The following is an 18,718-nucleotide window of genomic DNA, read 5'->3' as shown; positions in this document are numbered from 1 at the left end:
AGAACCCCCCACTCGTCCGGGACCGCTCACCCGGGCCGCTCGGCGCACCGCTGCACCCTTTCCGTCCCCGCCTCGAAGGACTGACCTCCATGACGGACCAGCCCCAGAACTCCGTACCCGCGTCCGCGCCAGCGCAGGACCGGACCGTTTCGCAGGTTCCCGGGGCCGACCCGGTCCGTCCGGTGCCGCAATCCCCGCTCGGCGAGCTGTTCGCCGCGTGGGTGGCCCGCACCCCCGAGGCGCCCGCCGTGACGGACGGCCGGCGGACCTGGTCCTACCGCGAGACCGACGCCTGGGCCAACCGCCTCGCGCACGAGCTGATCGCGCAGGGCGTGGGTCCGGAGCGCACGGTGGCGCTGGTGCTGCCGCGCTCGGCCGAACTGATCGTGGCGGAACTCGCGGTGGCCAAGGCCGGCGGTGCCTTCCTGCCGGTCGACCCGGCGTACCCCGCCGAACGCCGGGAGCTGCTGCTGTCCGACGCCGCGCCGGCGGTGGTCCTCGACGACCCGGCCCGGATCCGGCGCGCGACCGGCCCGGAGCACGCCCCGCAGGACACTGACCGGCCCACCCCGCTGCGCCCCGGGCACCCGGCCTACGTCATCTACACCTCCGGCTCGACCGGCGTTCCCAAGGGCGTGGTGGTGTCCCACACCGGCCTGGGTGCCTTCACCGCCGCGGCGCAGGAACGATACGCCGTCGAACCGGGCGACCGGGTGCTGCAGTTCTCCTCGCCCAGCTTCGACGCCGCCGTCCTGGAGCTGTGCATCTCCCTGCTGTCGGGCGCGACTCTGGTCATCCCGCCGGACGGCCCGTGGCTGGGTGACGAACTCGCCGAGGTGCTGCGGGACCACCGGATCAGCCATGCGCTGATCCCGCCCGCGGCGCTCGGCACGCTGCCCGGCCCGGCGGACGGCAATCCGCTGCCGGACCTGCGCACCCTGATCGTGGGGGCCGAGGCCTGCCCGGCCGACCTGGCCGACCGCTGGGCGGCGGGCCGCCGGCTGATCAACTCCTACGGCCCCACCGAGGCCACGGTGGTCGCCTCCTGGACCGGACCGCTGGCCGTCGGCGCCGGCACCCCGCCGATCGGCCGGCCGCTGCCCCGCACCCAGGTCCACCTGCTCGATGAGGCGATGCGGCCGGTGCCCGGCGGGGCCGCCGGCGAGCTGTACATCGGCGGCGAGGGAGTGGCCCGCGGCTACCTCGGCCGTCCGGGCCTGACCGCCGCGCGCTTCGTCGCCGATCCGTACGGGCCGGCCGGCAGCAGGCTCTACCGCACCGGCGACCTGGCGCGCCGGAACCCCGACGGTGAGCTGGAGTTCCTCGGGCGGACCGACCACCAGGTCAAGATCCGCGGCTTCCGCGTCGAACTCGGCGAGGTCGAGGCGGCGTTGGCGCGTCAGGACGGGGTCGGCGAGGCCGTCGTCGTGGTGCGCGAGGACGAGCCCGGACGGCAGCGGCTGGTCGGCTACGTCACGGCCGGCGACCCGGCCGGGCCCCCGCGGCCCGGGACGCTGCGGACGGCACTCGCCCGCACCCTGCCGGCCCATATGGTCCCGTCCGCCGTCGTCGTCCTCGACACCCTCCCGCTCACCGCGCACCACAAGGTCGACCGCCGCGCCCTGCCCGCGCCCGGCCCGCTCCACGGCACCGGCCACACCCCGCCCCGCACGTCCGCCGAGCGGACCGTCGCCGGCATCTGGTCCGACGTCCTGGGCGTCCGACCCGTCGGCGCCGACGACGACTTCTTCGCCCTCGGGGGCGACTCCGTGGTGGCCGTACGCGTGCTGTCCCGCATCCGGGACGAACGGGCCGTCCGGCTGACCGTCCGCGACCTGTTCACCGCCCGGACGGTGGCCGGGCTGGCCGCCCTCCTCGACGCGGCGGACACCCACGACCCGTCGGGACCGGTCACCGCGGCCCCGCGCACCGGCCAGCTGCCGCTCTCCCGCGCCCAGCAGCGCCTGTGGTTCCTCGACGACCTCACCCCCGGCGGCACCGAGTACCACACCGGCGTGGGATTACGGCTGCACGGCCCGCTGGACACCGGTGCGCTCGGCCGCACCCTGGACCGGCTCGCCGCCCGCCACGACGCGCTGCGCACCACCTTCACGACGGTCGACGGACGCGTGGTGCAGCGGGTCGACGGCCCCGCGTCCCTGCCGCTGCGCACCGCCGACCTGCGCACCCTGCCCGCCGCCCGGCGCCCCGAGGAGACCGAGCGCCTGCTCACCGAGGAACTGCAGCGCGCCTACGACCTGGAGCAGGGACCGCTGACCCGGGCCCTGCTGATCCGGCTGGACGAGGACGAGCACCTGCTGCTCCTGGCCCAGCACCACATCGTCACCGACGGCTGGTCGGTCGGCCTCCTGGTCCGCGAACTGGCCACGCTCTACGCCGCGGAGGCCGGGGGAACCCCCGATGGTCTGCCCCAACCGGCCCTGCAGTACCCGGACTTCGCGCTCTGGGAGCAGGGGCGGCCGGCCCCGGAGCGGCAGGCCGACGACCTCGCGTACTGGAAGCGGCAGCTGGCCGGCCTGCCACAGCTCGACCTGCCCGCCGACCGGCCCCGGCCGCCGGTGCGCACCACGGCGGGTGCCGCACACCGGCACGAGCTGCCCGCCGACCTCACCGACCGCCTGTCCCGGCTCGCCCGGGCCAAGGGCACCACCCTGTTCACCCTGTTCTCCGGCGCGGCCGCGGTGCTGTTCTCCCGCTACACCGGCCAGCGGGACATCGTCTTCGGCACCGTCACCAACGGCCGCGACCGCCGGGAACTGGAGGAGGTGGCCGGCTTCTTCGTCAACACCGTGGTGCTGCGCAGCGACGTCGACGGCAGCGCCACCGTCGACCGCTTCCTGGACACCATGCGGGCGACGCTGCTGGACGCCTTCGCCCATGACCAGGTGCCCTTCGACCGGGTCGTCGAGGAGCTCGCGCCGCCCCGCGACCCCAGCCGCACGCCGTTGGTGCAGGTCCTCGTCGTCCAGCAGACCGCCATGGTGCCTCCGGGGCGGGCCGGCGGCGTCCGGATCGACGAGCACCCACTGCCGCGCCCGGCCGCCCGCTTCGACCTGGTGCTGGAGTTCCTGCCGCGCGGCGACGGGTCGTTCGGGCTGACCGTCGAGTACAACACCGACCTGTTCGACGCCCCGACCGTGGCCCGGCTGGCCCGCCATCTGCACCTCCTGCTGGAGGGCATGGCCGACGGCCCGCACCGGACCGTCGCCGAACTGCCGCTGCTCACCGACGACGAGCGGCGCACCATGCTCGACGCCTGGAACACCCCGCAGGCGCCCGGCCGCGAGACGACGCTGCCGGCGCTCTTCGAGGAGCAGACCGCCCGTACCCCCGACCGCACCGCCGTGGTCTGCGGTGAGACCCGGCTCAGCTACGACGAGGTGAACCGGCGCGCCAACCGGCTGGCGCGGCTGCTGGCCGCGCGCGGAGCCGGCCCCGAGTCCCTGGTGGCGCTGGCCCTGCCGCGCTCGGCCGACCTGGTCACCGTCCTGTGGGCGGTGCTCAAGGCGGGCGCCGGCTACCTCCCGGTGGACCCCGGCTACCCGGCCGACCGCATCCGCTTCATGCTCGCCGACGCCCGCCCGGCCGTGGTCCTCACCACCCGCGGGACGGCCGGCTGCCTGCCCGAGGGCACCGAGGCACTCGTACTGGACGAGCCTGGCACCGCCGACGCGCTCGCCGCCTGCCCCGCGCACGACCTGACCGACGCCGAACGGGTCCGGCCGCTGGACCCCGGCCACCCCGCCTACGTCATCTACACCTCCGGCTCGACCGGCCGGCCCAAGGGCGTGCTGGTCACCCACCGCAGCGTGGCGGACCTGGCGGCCTGGGCGGGGGAGCGGTTCGGCCCGCAGCGGCTGGCGCACGTGGTGGCCTCCACCTCGCTCAACTTCGACGTATCGGTCTTCGAACTGCTCTGCCCGCTGCTCTCCGGCGGCAGCATCGACGTGGTGCCCGACCTGCCGGCCCTCGCCGACGGGCCGGCCGAGGGCGCTCCGCGGCAGGCCGGGCTGATCAGCGGCGTGCCCTCGGTGCTGTCCCGGATGCTCACCCGGGACGCCGCCGTGCGGGCCGGCACCGTGGTCCTGGCCGGCGAGGCGCTGCCCGCGCAGACCGTACGGGAGATCCGCCGGATCATGCCGGCCTGCGAGATCGCCAACATCTACGGCCCGACCGAGGCCACCGTGTACGCCACGGCGTGGTTCGCCGGCGACGGCACCCCCGAGCAGGCCCCGCCGATCGGCCGGCCGGTCGCCCGGACCCGCGCCTACGTCCTCGACGCCCGACTGCGGCCCCAACCACCGGGCGTGACAGGCGAGTTGTACCTCGGGGGCGGCGGGCTGGCCCGGGGTTACCTCCGGCGGCCCGGCCTCACCGCCGCCCGGTTCGTCGCCGACCCGTTCGCCGGGCCGGGCAGCCGGATGTACCGCACCGGCGACCTGGCGCGGTGGACCGCCGACGGCGAGCTGGAGTACCTGGGCCGGGCCGACCACCAGGTCAAGGTGCGGGGCTTCCGGATCGAGCTGGGCGAGGTCGAGGAGGCGCTGCTGGCCTGCGAGAACGTCGCCGAGGCCGCTGCCACCACCCGGGAGGGCGACGGCCACAAGCGGCTGATCGGCTATGTCGTCCCGGCGCCCGGAACCGAGGCCGACCCGGACGCGATCCGCCGCGCGCTCGGCCGTCGGCTGCCCGACTACATGGTGCCCGCCGCGGTCGTCGTCCTGCCGGCGATGCCGCTCAACCCCAACGGCAAGCTGGACCGCGACCGGCTGCCCGCCCCGGACTGGTCCGCCGAGGCCACGACCGACTACGTGGCGCCGCGCACCGCCACCGAGCGGGCGCTGGCCGCGGTCTGGGCCGAGGTGCTGCGGGTCGAACGGGTCGGCGTCGACGACAACTTCTTCACGCTGGGCGGCGACTCGATCCTCAGCATCCAGGTGGTCGCCCAGGCCCGGCAGGCCGGCCTGGCCGTGACCTCGCGCGACGTCTACCGGCACCAGACGGTCGGCGCGCTCGCCCAGTGCCTGGACGCCGCCGGCCGCCCCGCCGGGCCGGCCCGTGCCGACGAGGCCGCCACCGGCGACGCCCCGCTCACCCCGATCCAGCACTGGCTCTTCGAGAGCGACGCCGAGCGGGCCGGCCGCTTCGGGCAGACGCTGTCCGTCGAACTCCCCGTCGACCACGACCCGTTGGCGCTGGAGCAGGCCCTGCGGGACGTGGTCGCCCACCACGACGCGCTCCGCTCGCGCTTCGACCGCGACCACGAGGGCCGGTGGCGGCAGCAGATCGACGCCGAGCCGCCCCACCTCGTCCTGCACCGGCACACCGGGCCCGAGGACGACGCACCTCACCTGGGCCCGTTCGACCTCGCCCGGGGCCCGCTGCTGCGCGCCGTCCTGCACGACCGCGGGGACCACCGCCCCGCCGTCCTCCACCTCACCGTCCACCACCTGGTCGTCGACGGCGTCTCCTGGCGGCTGCTGCTGGCGGACCTGGACCAGGCCTACCGGGCCCGCAGCAAGGGCGGGCCCCCCGCGCTGCCGCCGAAGTCCACCCCGCTGCGCCACTGGGCGCGACGGCTGACCGAATACGCGCACTCCGGCGGCTTCGACGACGAGGCCGGCTACTGGACGGACCTGGCCGCCGGCTGTGACCCCGCGCTGCCGACCGACCTCGACGGTCCCAACACCTACGGCTCGGCCCGCTCGGTGACCGTCCGCCTCACCCCGAAGACCACCGCCGTCCTGCTGCACACCCTCCCCGCCGCCTACCGCACCCAGGTCAACGACGTGCTGCTGAGCGCGCTGGGCCGGACGCTGCGCGACTGGACCGGCCGCGACCGGACCCCGGTGGACCTGGAGGGCCACGGCCGCGAGGAGCTCTTCGAGGACGTCGACCTCAGCCGTACGGTCGGCTGGTTCACCACCCGCTACCCGGTCGCCCTGACCGTGGCGCCGGACGCGGACTGGGGCACCGTGCTCAAGTCCGTCAAGGAACAGCTGCGCGGGGTGCCCCGCCGCGGCCTCGGCCACGGCGTCCACCGCCATCTGCGCGGCACGGCCGGTCTGCCCGACGCACCGGCCGCCGGCCTCAGCTTCAACTACCTGGGCCAGTTCGGCCTGCCCGGCGGCGAGGGCGGCCTCTACCGCGGCCTGCACCGCGGACTGTCCCTGGACGCCGACCCGGCCGCGGCACGGCCGCACGCACTGGAAGTCGTCGGCCAACTCGACGGCGACGCCATGGAGTTCACCTGGTTCTACTCGGCGAACCTGCATCACGAGGAGACCGTCGCCCAGCTGGCCGGGCGGTTCGCCGGGGCGCTGGAGGAGATCGCCCGGCACGGCGCCCGGCCCGGGGCCGGCGGGCGCACCCCGTCCGACTTCCCGCTGGCCGACCTCGACCAGCCCACCGTGGACCGGCTGGTGGGACAGGGCGGGACCGTCGAGGACATCCACCCGCTCACCCCCACCCAGGCCGGCATGCTCTTCCACCGGCTGTCCCAGGACGACCAGAGCGTCTACCACCAGCAGCTCACCTTCGTGCTCGACGGCGTGCCCGACCCGCAGGCGCTGGCGGCGGCCTGGCAGCGGGTGACCGACCGGACCACGGTGCTGCGCGGCCACGTCGTCTGGCACGACGTGTCCGAGCCGCTGTTCGTCGTCGCACACCGCGCCGAGGTGCCGGTCACCCACCTGGACTGGCGCGGCCTCACGGACGGCGAACGGCAGCAGCGGCTGCGGGACCTCACGGACCGGGACCGGCGGCGCGGCATCGACCTGGACACCGCCCCGCTGCAACGCCTCACCCTGGCCCGGCTGTCCGCCACCGAAGTGCAGGTCGTGTGGTCCTTCCACCACCTGATACTCGACGGCTGGAGCCTGTTCCAGGTGCTGTCCGACGTCTTCCGCTGCCACGCGCTGCTGCGCGACCCGGCCGCCGGCGACGACGGCACCGCGACCGACACCGGCCTGCCGGCCCGCCGGCCGTTCCGCGACTACGTCGCCTGGCTGCGCGACCGCGACCGCTCCGAGGCCGAACGGCACTGGCAGGACCGCCTCGCCGGGCTCGCCGAACCCACCGCGCTGCCCTACGACCGCGAACCCACCGAGACCCACCGCGCGGAGTCCTCCGCGGCGGTACGGGTCACCCTGCCCGCCACCACCTCCCGCCGCCTGGACGACCTGGCCCGCAGCGCCGGCCTGACCGTCAACACCCTCGTCCAGGGCGCCTGGGCGCTGCTGCTGGCCCGCCGGACCGGCCGGCCGGACGTCGTCTTCGGCACCACCGTCTCCGGCCGGCCGCCCGAGCTGCCCGGCGTCGAGGCGATGAACGGCCTGTTCATCGCGACCGTACCGACCCGGCTGACGGTCCCCGCCGACGGCACCGTGCGGGACTGGCTGCGCCGGGTGCAGGAGATCCAGACCGACGACCGGCGCTTCGACCACGTACCGCTCGCCCGGCTCAAGGCCCTCACCGAACTCCCCGAGCAGACCGCGCTGTTCGACAGCATCGTGGTCTTCGAGAACTATCCCGTGGGCGACGACCTCGCCGCCGCGCACGGCCTGCGGCTGACCGGGCTCGACGGCATCGAGACCACCAACTACCCCCTCAGCCTCGTCGCCTACCCCGGCCCCGAAATGGCCCTGCGGCTCGGCTACGACCCGGAGCTGTTCGACGCCGCCACGGTCGAGCGGATGGCCGAGTACCTCACCGTGCTGCTGGCGGAGATGGCCGCCGACGCCGAGCGCCCGCCCGCTCGGCTGCCGGTCCTCGGCGCCGCCCGCCGCCGGCAGGTGCTGGAGGAGTGGAACGACACCGCCACCGCACTTCCCGAGGACACCGTCGCCGGGCTGTTCGCCGCCCAGGTCCGGCGCACCCCCGACGCCCCCGCCCTGGACACCGGCGACGAGATCCTGAGTTACCGCCAACTCGACGCCCGAGCACAGGAGTTGGCCCGGCGGCTGACCGCCCACGGGGTCCGCCCCGAGCGCCCCGTTGCCGTCCTCATGGACCGCTCGGCCGCTCTGGTCGTCGCCCAGCTGGCGCTCGCCCGGACCGGCGGCGTGTACGTCCCGCTGGACGGCCGCGCGCCCGAGCAGCGGCTGCGGCAGGTGCTGGCGGAGAGCACCGCGGACCTGGTCCTCACCGACGCCGCCTGGCAGGACACCGCCGCGGCGGTGGCACCCGGCGGGCGCACCCTGCTGGTGACCGGCGAGTCGGCCGACCCCGTCCCGGCCGGTGCGCCCGCACCCGCGGTGCACCCGGACCAGGTGCTCCAGCTGATGTTCACCTCCGGGTCCACCGGGCGGCCCAAGGGCGTCGCGGTGCGCCACCGGGACGTCGTGGCGCTCGCCGCGGACCGCGCTTTCGCCGGACACGACCGGGTCCTGCTGCACTCCCCGCAGGCCTTCGACGCCGCCACCTACGAGCTGTGGGTGCCGCTGCTGCGCGGCGGCCGGGTCGTCCTGGCACCGCCCGCGGACGTGGACGCCACCACGGTCCGCCGGGCGATCACCGAACAGGGCGTGACCTGCCTCTGGCTGACCGCCGGGCTGTTCCGGCTGCTGGCCCAGGAGGACCCCGGCTGCCTGCGCGGCGCGCGGGAGGTGTGGACCGGGGGAGAGGCCGTACCGGGCGGGGCCGTGCGCCGCGTCCTCACCGCCTGCCCCGACCTCACCGTGGTCGACGGCTACGGCCCCACCGAGACGACGACCTTCGCCACCCGGCGGGTCTTCCGGGCCGGCGACCCGCTGCCCGCCACCCTCCCCATCGGGCGCCCGCTGGACAACACCCGGGTCTACGTCCTCGACGGCGCCCTGCAGCCCCAGCCGCCGGGCATCCCGGGCGAGCTGTACATCGCCGGGGCCGGACTCGCCCGCGGCTACCACGGCCGGCCCGGCGCCACCGCGGAACGCTATCTCGCCGACCCCTTCGGCCCGCCCGGCAGCCGGATGTACCGCACCGGCGACCTGGTGCGCTGGAGCCCGGACGGCGAACTGCACTTCGTGGGACGGGCCGACGACCAGATCAAGATCCGCGGCTTCCGCGTCGAACCGGCCGAGATCGCCGACCGGCTCATCCGCCACGACGCCGTCGCCGAGGCCGTGGTGGCCGTCCCCGCGGACGGCGGCCGCAAACGGCTGGTCGCCTACCTCGTGCCTGCCGCGGGCGCGAGCGTGCCACCGGCGGACGAACTGCGCGCCTCGCTCGCCGCCGAACTGCCCGACTACATGGTCCCGGCCGCGTTCGTCACCCTGGACGCACTGCCGCTCACCGCCAACGGCAAGGTCGACCACCGCCGGCTGCCGGCCCCCGACCGGTCCGCGGCCGATGCCGGGGACCACGTGGCGCCCCGCACCGGGACCGAGCGGATCCTCGCCGGGATCTGGCGCACCCTGCTGGGCGTGGAACGGGTCGGTGTCCACGACAACTTCTTCACGCTGGGCGGCGACTCGATCCTCAGCATCCAGGTCGTCTCGCGCGCCCGGAAGGCGGGCCTGACCCTCACGCCCCGGGACGTGTTCCGGCACCCGACCGTCGCGGCCCTGGCGGCCGCCACCGGCTCCACCGCGCCCGTCACCGGCACCGGCCCGGTCGACGGGGACGTCGACTTCACCCCCATCCAGCACTGGTTCCTCGACGCCGACCCGCAACGCCCCGGGTACTTCAACCAGTCCGTCGTCATCGACCTGGCCGAGGACCCCGATCCCCAGGCGCTGGAGACGGCACTGCACGCGCTGTGGCGTCACCACGACGCGCTGCGGGCCCGCTTCGACCGGCGCCCGGACGGCACCTGGCACCAGTACTGCCCCGGCCCGGACGGGCCGGATCCGCAGCTGCTGCGGATCCACCACCTGACCGGGCACACCGCCGAGGAACGCACCGCCGAGGCCGACGCGGCCATGGCCGAAGCCGACGGCGGCTTCCGGCTCGCGGTCGGTCCGCTGCTCGCCGCCCGGCTCTTCGTCGGCGGACAACTCGGCGCGGCCCGGCTGTTCCTGACGGTACATCACCTCGTGGTCGACGGCGTCTCCTGGCGGGTCCTGCTGGAGGACCTGGAGACCGCATACCGCCAGGCACGCACCGGCGAGCCGGTCCGCCTGCCCGCCCGCACCACCTCCGTACAAGAATGGGCCCGGCGGCTGCGGGCCCACACCGAAGCCGGCGGATTCAGTGGCGAGAGTGCCCACTGGGACGCGGTGGCCGAGCACTGCGCGGCCCCGCTGCCGGTCGACGCCGACGGCGGCAACACCGTCGCCGACCTGCGCTCGGTCACCGTCCGCCTGGACCCGCGGGACACCGCCGACCTGCTGCACAAGGTGCCCGGCGCCTACCGCACACAGATCAACGACGTCCTGCTCACCGCACTCGGCCGGGTGCTGGCCGACTGGACCGGCCGCCGCACCGTGGCCCTCGGCCTGGAGGGTCACGGCCGCGAGGACCACCTCTTCGACGGCGTCGACCTGTCCCGCACGGTGGGCTGGTTCACCAGCCTGTTCCCGGTCGCCCTCGACGTGCCGGCCGGCGGCTGGGCCGAGGCGCTCAAGGCGGTCAAGGAGCAGCTGCGCGCCGTCCCCGGCCGGGGCCTCGGCCACGGCGCGCTGCGCCACCTCGCGCCGACCGCCGGGGGCGCCGCCGCGCCCCTGCCCCCGATCAGCTTCAACTACCTGGGCCGGTTCGACTGGTCCGCCGACGGCGGCGGGCTGATCCGCGGCGTACGCGGCGGACTCGGCGGCGCCGCCGCACCCGAGTCCGTACGGCCGCACCTGCTCGACGTCGTGGGCCGGGTCGAGGACGGCAGCCTGGAACTCACCTGGCACTACAGCCGCGAGGTGCACCGCGAGGAGACGGTCACCGCCCTGGCCGAGGGCATGCGCACCGCGCTGACCGAGATCGTCGCGCACTGCGCCGAACCGGGCGCCGGCGGCCGCACCCCCTCCGACTTCCCGCTGGCCCGCCTCGACCAGGCGGCCGTGGACCGGGTCGTGGCGGACGGCCGCGCCGTGGAGGACGTCTACCCGCTGACCCCGATGCAGGCCGGCATGCTCTTCCACGGCCTGATGGACCCGTCCTCCGACGCCTACTTCAACCAGGTCCAGCTGCTGCTGACCGGCGTCACCGACCCCGCGGCGCTGGCCACCGCCTGGCAGCACACCGCCGACGCCAACCCCATGCTCCGCACCCGGCTGGTGTGGCAGGAGACCCCCGAACCGCTGCAGATCGTCCAGAGCCGGGCCACCGTCCCCGTCACCCACCACGACTGGACCGGCCGGAGCGCCGAGCGGTGCGAGGAGGCCCTGACCGCCCTGCTCGCCGAGGACCGGGCGGCCGGCCTCGACCTCACCACCGCACCCCTGATGCGGCTGACACTCATCAGGCTCTCCGCCGACCAGGTCCGCCTCGTGTGGACCTTCCACCACATCCTGCTCGACGGCTGGAGCGCGGCCCAGGTCGTCGACGAGGTCTTCGAGCGGTACGCCGCACTCACCGGCGGGCGCCGCCCCGAGGTCCCCTCGCGGGCCCCGTTCGCCGGCTACCTGCGCTGGCTGGCCGAGCAGGACGACACCCACGCCGAGCAGTACTGGCGCCGCACCCTGGCCGGCTTCACCGCGCCCACCGAACTGCCCCGCGACCGCACGCCGTTGGAGGCCCACCGCAGCGCGTCCTCGGACACCGTGCACCTCACGCTGGACGCGGCGGACTCCGCACGGCTGCGGGAGACGGCGCAGCGGGCCGGCCTCACCATGAACACCGTGCTCCAGGGCGCCTGGGGCCTGCTGCTCGGCCGCTACGGCAACACCGACGACGTGGTCTTCGGCAGCACCGTCTCCGGCCGGCCCGCCGACCTGCCAGGCGTGGAGTCCATGGTCGGCGTGTTCATCAACACCCTGCCGACCCGGGTGCGGATCGACGCCGACCGCCCGCTGCTGGACTGGCTGCGCGAGGTGCAGAACGCCCAGTCGGAGTCCCGCCGGCACGACTTCGTCTCCCTGGCCCAACTGCAGAACTGGAGCGAACTCCCCGGCGGCGTCGGCCTGTTCGACAGCATCGTGGTCTTCGAGAACTACCCGTTCGACCGCGACGCCCTCGCCCGGCACGGCCTGCGGGTGGCCCAGCAACGCGAGCTGGAGCCGACCAGCTACCCGCTCAGCGTGGTCGTCGCCCCCGGCGAGCGCCTCACCATCGCCCTGGACTACGACCCGGCCGCCTTCGACGCCGCCACCGTCGAGCGGCTCGGCGGCTGCCTGCGCGTGCTGCTCACCGAGATGGCCGCCGACCCGGAGCGTCGGCTCGCGGACCTGCCGCTGCTCACCGCGGAGGAGAGCGCACGCCTCCTCGACCGGTCCGGCACCCCGGCCGCCACGCCGCCGCAGCGGGTACTGCCGGAGGTCTTCGCGGAACAGGCGGCCCGCACCCCCGACGCCCCGGCCGTACTGGCCGGCACCGAACGCCTCACCTACCGCGAACTCAACGCCCGGGCCAACCGGTTGGCCCGGCTGCTGATCGCCTCCGGCGCCGGCCCGGAACGGTTCGTCGCCCTCGCCCTGCCGCGCACCGCCGACCTGCCCGTGGCCCTGCTGGCCGTCCTCAAGAGCGGCGCCGGCTACCTGCCGGTCGACCCGGCGTACCCGGCCGAGCGGATCTCCTTCCTCTTCGACGACGTCCGCCCCGACATCCTCCTGACCACCTCCGAACTCGCCGCCCGCCTGCCCGACGGGCCCACCGTCCGCCTCGCCCTGGACGACCCGGCGCTGGCCGGCCGCCTGGCGGAGCAGCCCGCCACCGACCCCGCCGACGCCGAACGGGCCGGCACCCTGCTGCCCGCCCACCCCGCCTACGTCATCCACACCTCGGGCTCCACCGGCCGCCCCAAGGGCGTGGTCGTCACCCACGGCTCGGTGGTGGCGCTGGCCGACTGGGCGGCCACCGCGTTCGGCAGCCGGGGACTGTCCCACGTCGTCGCCTCGACCTCGCTCAACTTCGACGTCTCGGTCTTCGAGCTGCTCTGCCCGCTGCTCTGCGGCGGCTGCATCGACCTGGTACCGGACCTGCTGGCGCTGGCCGAACGCACCGAGCCCTGGACCGCGAGCCTGCTCAGCGCCGTGCCCTCGGCCCTCGGCCGGCTGCTCGCCGAGGACACCGTCCACGTCACCGCGGACACGGTGGTCCTCGCCGGCGAAGGGCTCGCCGCCCGCACCGTCCGCGACGTCCGCGCGGCCGTCCCCGGCTGCACGGTCGCCAACATCTACGGCCCCACCGAGGCCACCGTCTACGCCACCGCCTGGACCTGCGACCCCGCGGACCCGGACCGCACCCCGCCCATCGGCAGCCCCGTCGGCGGCGCCCGCGCCTACGTCCTCGACGCCCGGCTTCGACCGGTACCCGTCGGCGTACCCGGCGAGCTCTACCTCGCCGGCACCGGCGTGGCCCGCGGCTACTTCGCCCGGCCCGGCCTCACCGCCCGCCGGTTCCTCCCGGACCCGTACGGCCCCACGGGCGCCCGGATGTACCGCACCGGCGACCTCGTACGCCGGGACGCCGACGGCCAGTTGGTGTACCTCGGACGGACCGACGACCAGGTCAAGGTGCGCGGCTTCCGGATCGAACTCGGCGAGGTCGAGGCCGCGCTGACCCGCCACCCCGACGTGGCCGAGGCCGCCGCGCGGGTCGTCGAGACCGACGGCCACAAGCGCCTGATCGGCTACGCCGTCGGCCGGGGCGGGACCGGCCCCGACCCCGTCGCGGTCCGCGCCTTCCTCGCCGCGCGCCTGCCCGACCACCTCGTCCCCGCGGTCGTCGTCCCCCTGGACCGGCTGCCGCTGGGCACCACCGGCAAGCTCGACCGGCGCGCCCTGCCCGCCCCCGACTGGACCGCCCCCACCGGCGGCCACGTGGCCCCGCGCACCGACACCGAACGGACCCTGGCCGCCATCTGGGCCCAGGTGCTGGGCGTGGCGACGGTCGGCGTGGAGGACAACTACTTCACCCTCGGCGGCGACTCGATCCTCAGCATCCAGATCGTCTCCGCGGCCCGCCGTGCCGGCCTCGACCTGGCACCCCGGCACCTGTTCGTCCACCAGACAGTCGCCGCCCTGGCCGCCGCCGTCGGGCAACTGCCGGTCCCGGCGACCCCCACCGACCGGGGCCCGGTGGTGGGCGAGGTGCCGCTCACCCCCGTCCAGCACTGGCTGTTCGAGACCCTGCCCGGCACCGCGGCGCACTTCACCCAGTCGCTCTCCTACGAACTCGCCGCCGACACCGACGAGGCCGCGCTGCGCACCGCGCTGGCCGCGGTGCTGGAACACCACGACGCGCTGCGCTCCCGGTTCGAACCGGCCGCCGACGGCCGGTGGCGGCAGCACACCGAAGCCCCCGGCGCGGCGCCCGCACTGGAGGTCCGCGACCTGCCCGGCCGGGACCCCAAGGACCGGGCCGCGGCACTGCGCACCCTGTCCGGTGAGCTCTGCGCCGGCTTCGACCTGGCCCACGGGCCGCTGCTGAAGACCGTGCTGTGCCGTCCGTCCGACGACGAGGAGGCCCGCCCGGTGCTGTTGCTGGCCGCCCACCACCTGGTCGTGGACGCGGTGTCCTGGCGCATCCTGCTGGAGGACCTCGACACCGCCTACCGCGCGGTGCGCGCCGGGGACCGGGCCGGGCTCGGGCCCCGGACGACCTCCTTCCGCGACTGGGCGCAGCGGCTCCGGGACCACACCGCCGCCGGCGGCTTCGACGACGAACTCCCGTACTGGGCAAGGGCACACGCGCCCGCCGCCCTGCCCACCGACCGCACCGGCCGCAACACCGCCGCCTCCGAGGACAGCGTGACCGTCCGCCTGGAGGCCGAGGAGACCCGCCGGCTGCTCCAGGACGTCCCCGACGCCTACCGGACCCGGATCAACGACGTCCTGCTGTGCGCCCTGGGCCGCGTACTGGCCCGCTGGACCGGGCGCGACCGGGTGCTGGTCGGGCTGGAGGGCCACGGCCGTGAGGAGATCTTCGACGACGTCGACCTGTCCCGCACGGTCGGCTGGTTCACCACCATGTTCCCGGTCGCGCTGGACGTGCCGCCCGGGGCCGGACTCGCCACCGCCCTGAAGTCGGTGAAGGAGGGCCTGCGCGCGCTGCCCCGGCACGGCCTCGGCCACGGCGCCCTGCGCCACCTGCGCGGCCCCTCGGCCCCGGGCCTCCCGGAGGCCCCGCAGATCGGCTTCAACTACCTCGGCCAGCAGGACTGGCACGCCTCCGCCGGCGACGGCCTGCTGCACGCGCCGTACGGTCCGCTGGAGGGCGGCATGGACCCGGCGGCCGAACGGCCCCAGCTGATCGACGTGGTCGGCCGGGTCACCGACAAACGGCTGGAGTTCACCTGGTCGTACTCGACCGAGCGGCACCTGCGGTCCACCGTGGCCCGGCTGGCCGAGGAGATGGCCGCCGAGCTGCGGGACATCGTCCGGCACTGCGCCGAACCGGGCGCCGGCGGCCGCACGCCCTCCGACTTCCCGCTGGCCGGCCTCGACCAGGACACCGTCGACCGGCTGGCCGGCAACGGCCGGGACATCACCGACCTCTACCCGCTGACCCCCACCCAGACCGGCATGGTCTTCCACGGCCTCGACGCCCCCGAGGAGGGCCTCTACGTCGAACAGGCCACCTTCGTCGTGGACGGCGTGCGCGACCCGCGGCGGCTGGCCGCGGCCTGGCAGCACGTCGTCGACCGCACCCCCGTCCTGCGCACCGCGGTGCTGCTGCACGAGGCGCCCGCCCCGCTGCAGGCCGTACACCGCGCCGTCACCCTGCCGGTGACCGAGCTGGACTGGAGCGAGCTGCCACCGGTCGAGCGGGCGGCCGCGCTGGAACGGCTGCTCGCCGAGGACCGGGCCCGCGGTATGGCCCTGGACCGGGCGCCGCTGCTGCGGCTCACGCTGATCCGGCTCGCCCCGGCCGAGGTGCGGGTCGTGTGGACCTTCCACCACGTCCTGCTCGACGGCTGGAGCGTCTTCCAGGTGCTCGCCGACGTCTTCGCCTGCCACGCCGCGCTCACCGCCGGTACCGAGCCCCACCTGCCGGACCGCAGACCGTTCGCGGACCACGTCGCCTGGCTCGCCGCCCAGGACCCGGCCCCGGCCGAGGCGCACTGGCGCCGGGCGCTGGCCGGGCTCACCGCCCCCACCCCGCTGCCCTACGACCGGCGCCCGGCCCCCGGCGCCGCCACCCGCTCCGGCACCTGGCTGTCGCTCCACCTCGACGAGGAACACACCGCGGCCCTCCAGGACTTCGCCCGGCGCCACCACCTCACCCTCAACACCGTCGTCCAGGGCGCCTGGGGCCTGCTGCTCTCCCGCTGGAGCGGGGAACGGGACGTCTGCTTCGGCTCGACGGTCTCCGGCCGGCCCGCCGGCCTGCCCGGCGCCGACGCCATCCCGGGCCTGTTCATCACCACCCTGCCGGTCCGCCTCGACGTCACCGGCGACACGCCCCCGGAAAAGTGGCTGCGCGGCGTCCAGGCCGCCCAGGCCGACGCCCGCGGACATGAACACGTCGCGCTCTCGGACCTGCACGACTGGAGCGAACTGGCCGCCGGGACCCCGCTGTTCGACAGCCTGGTCGTCTTCGAGAACTACCCGATCACCACCACGGCCGCCACCGCGCATGGCCTGCGGATCCGCGATCTGCACGCACTGGAGGCCACCAACTACCCGCTGACCGTGGTGGTGTCGCCCGGTGACCGGCTGACCGTCGAACTCGGCTACGACCCGCGGTACTTCGACGAGACCACGGCCGGGTCCCTGGCCGGACAACTCGTGCACACCCTCGGCGCGCTCGCTGAGCCCGGCACGGCCTCCCTGGACGGGATCGACGTGCTGCCGCCGGAGGAGCGGGCCAGGCTGACCGAACGGCCCCACGGCGCGGCGGTACCGCCGGCCACCCTTGCCGCGCTGGTCGAGGCCGCGGTGGACCGGTGGCCGGACCGACCCGCCTTGGAAGAGCCCGAACTGCAGCTCAGCTACGCCGAGTTGGAGAGCCGTGCCAACCGGGTCGCACACCGCCTGATCGCCCGCGGAACCGGCCCCGGCGACCTCGTCGCGCTGGTGCTGCCCCGCTCGGCCGACATGGTCGTCGCCCAACTGGCCACCGCCAAGGCGGGCGCCGCCTACCTGCCCGTCGACCCCGGATACCCCGACGAGCGGATCGCCCTGATGCTGCGCGACGCGGCACCCGCCGTCACCCTGCGGGCCGCGGACGTCCAAGACCTGCTGGCGGCCGGCCCGGACGGCACCCCGTCCCACCGGCCCACCGACCAGGACCGGACCCGCCCGCTCGACCTCGACGACCCGGCCTACGTCATCTACACCTCCGGCTCCACCGGCACCCCCAAGGGCGTCGTCGTCACCCACCGCGGACTGGCCGGCTTCGCCGCCGCCGAGGCCGAGCACTACCAGGTCCGGCCCGGCGACCGGGTACTGGCCTTCGCCACGCCCAGCTTCGACGCCTCCGTGCTGGAGCTGTGCATGGCACTGCCGGCCGGCGCCTGCCTGGTGGTACCGCCGCCCGGCCCGCTGCTCGGCGCGCAACTCGCCGACGTCCTGCGGACCGCCCGCATCACCCACACCCTGCTGCCGCCCGCCGCGCTCGCCACCGTGCCACCGGACACCCCCGGCACCCTGCCGGACCTGCGCACCCTGATCGTCGGCGCGGACACCTGCGGCGCCGAACTGGCCGCCCGCTGGGCCCCGCACCACCGGATGATCAACTCCTACGGGCCCACCGAGGCCACCGTGGTCGCCACCTGGTCCGATCCGCTGCGGGACGACGGCGGTACGCCTCCGATCGGCCGGCCGCTGCCCGCCACCGGCGTGTACGTCCTCGACGCCCGGCTCCGGCCGGTCGCCGACGGCGTCCCCGGCGAACTGTGGATCAGCGGCCCCTCCCTGGCCCGCGGCTACCTGGGCCGCCCCGGCCTGACCGCCGCACGCTTCCTCGCCGACCCCTACGGCCCGCCGGGCACCCGGATGTACCGCACCGGCGACCTGGTGCGCCGCGACGCCCACGGCGACCTGCACCACCTCGGCCGCACCGACCACCAGATCAAACTGCGCGGCCACCGCATCGAGGCGGGCGAGGTCGAAGCCACGCTCGCCCGCCACCCGGCCGTCCGGGACGCCGTGGTGACCCTGCGGGAGGACGAGCCCGGACAGCCGCGACTGGTGGCCCATCTGCTCGCCGCAGCCGGGGCCGACACCCCCACCGGGCCGGAACTACGGGCGTTCGCCGCGCGTACGCTGCCCGCCCACATGGTCCCCGCGGCCTTCGCCGTCCTGGAGCGCTTCCCGCTCACCGAGAACGGCAAGACCGACCGCGCCGCCCTGCCCGCGCCCGAACCGGAACCCGAAGGGCCCACCGAGCACACCGCCCCGCGCACCCCCACCGAAGAGGTCCTCGCGGAGATCTGGGCCCAGACCCTGGAAACGGCCGTGGGCGTCGAGGACGACTTCTTCGCCCTCGGCGGCGACTCCCTGCGCAGCCTGCACATCGCCGCCCGCGCCAACGAGACCTTCGGCGTGGCCCTGACCCCCCGGGACGTCCTGGCCTCCCGCACCGTCGCCGCCCTCGCGGAGCTGGTGGAGGAGCACGTCCTGCGCGAACTCGAAGACGCCGCACGCGGCGACCACGACCCCGACGAACGGTGAGGACCGAC

The 18,718-nt window shown here is 75.5% G+C and carries 1 protein-coding gene; it reads left to right on the top strand.

The features are described 5' to 3' along the window. Positions 1-89 precede the first annotated feature (89 nt). On the top strand, positions 90-18,710 hold the full coding sequence (locus ACGF4C_RS09305) for a non-ribosomal peptide synthase/polyketide synthase (protein ID WP_393564661.1): 18,621 nt from the start codon (positions 90-92) through the stop codon (positions 18,708-18,710). Positions 18,711-18,718: the final 8 nt, after the last annotated feature.

It is taken from the genome of Streptomyces sp. NPDC048197 (genome assembly GCF_043202395.1).
Taxonomy (GTDB): Bacteria; Actinomycetota; Actinomycetes; order Streptomycetales; family Streptomycetaceae; genus Streptomyces; species Streptomyces siderophoricus.
This window is presented reverse-complemented; position numbering and strand designations above follow the sequence as displayed.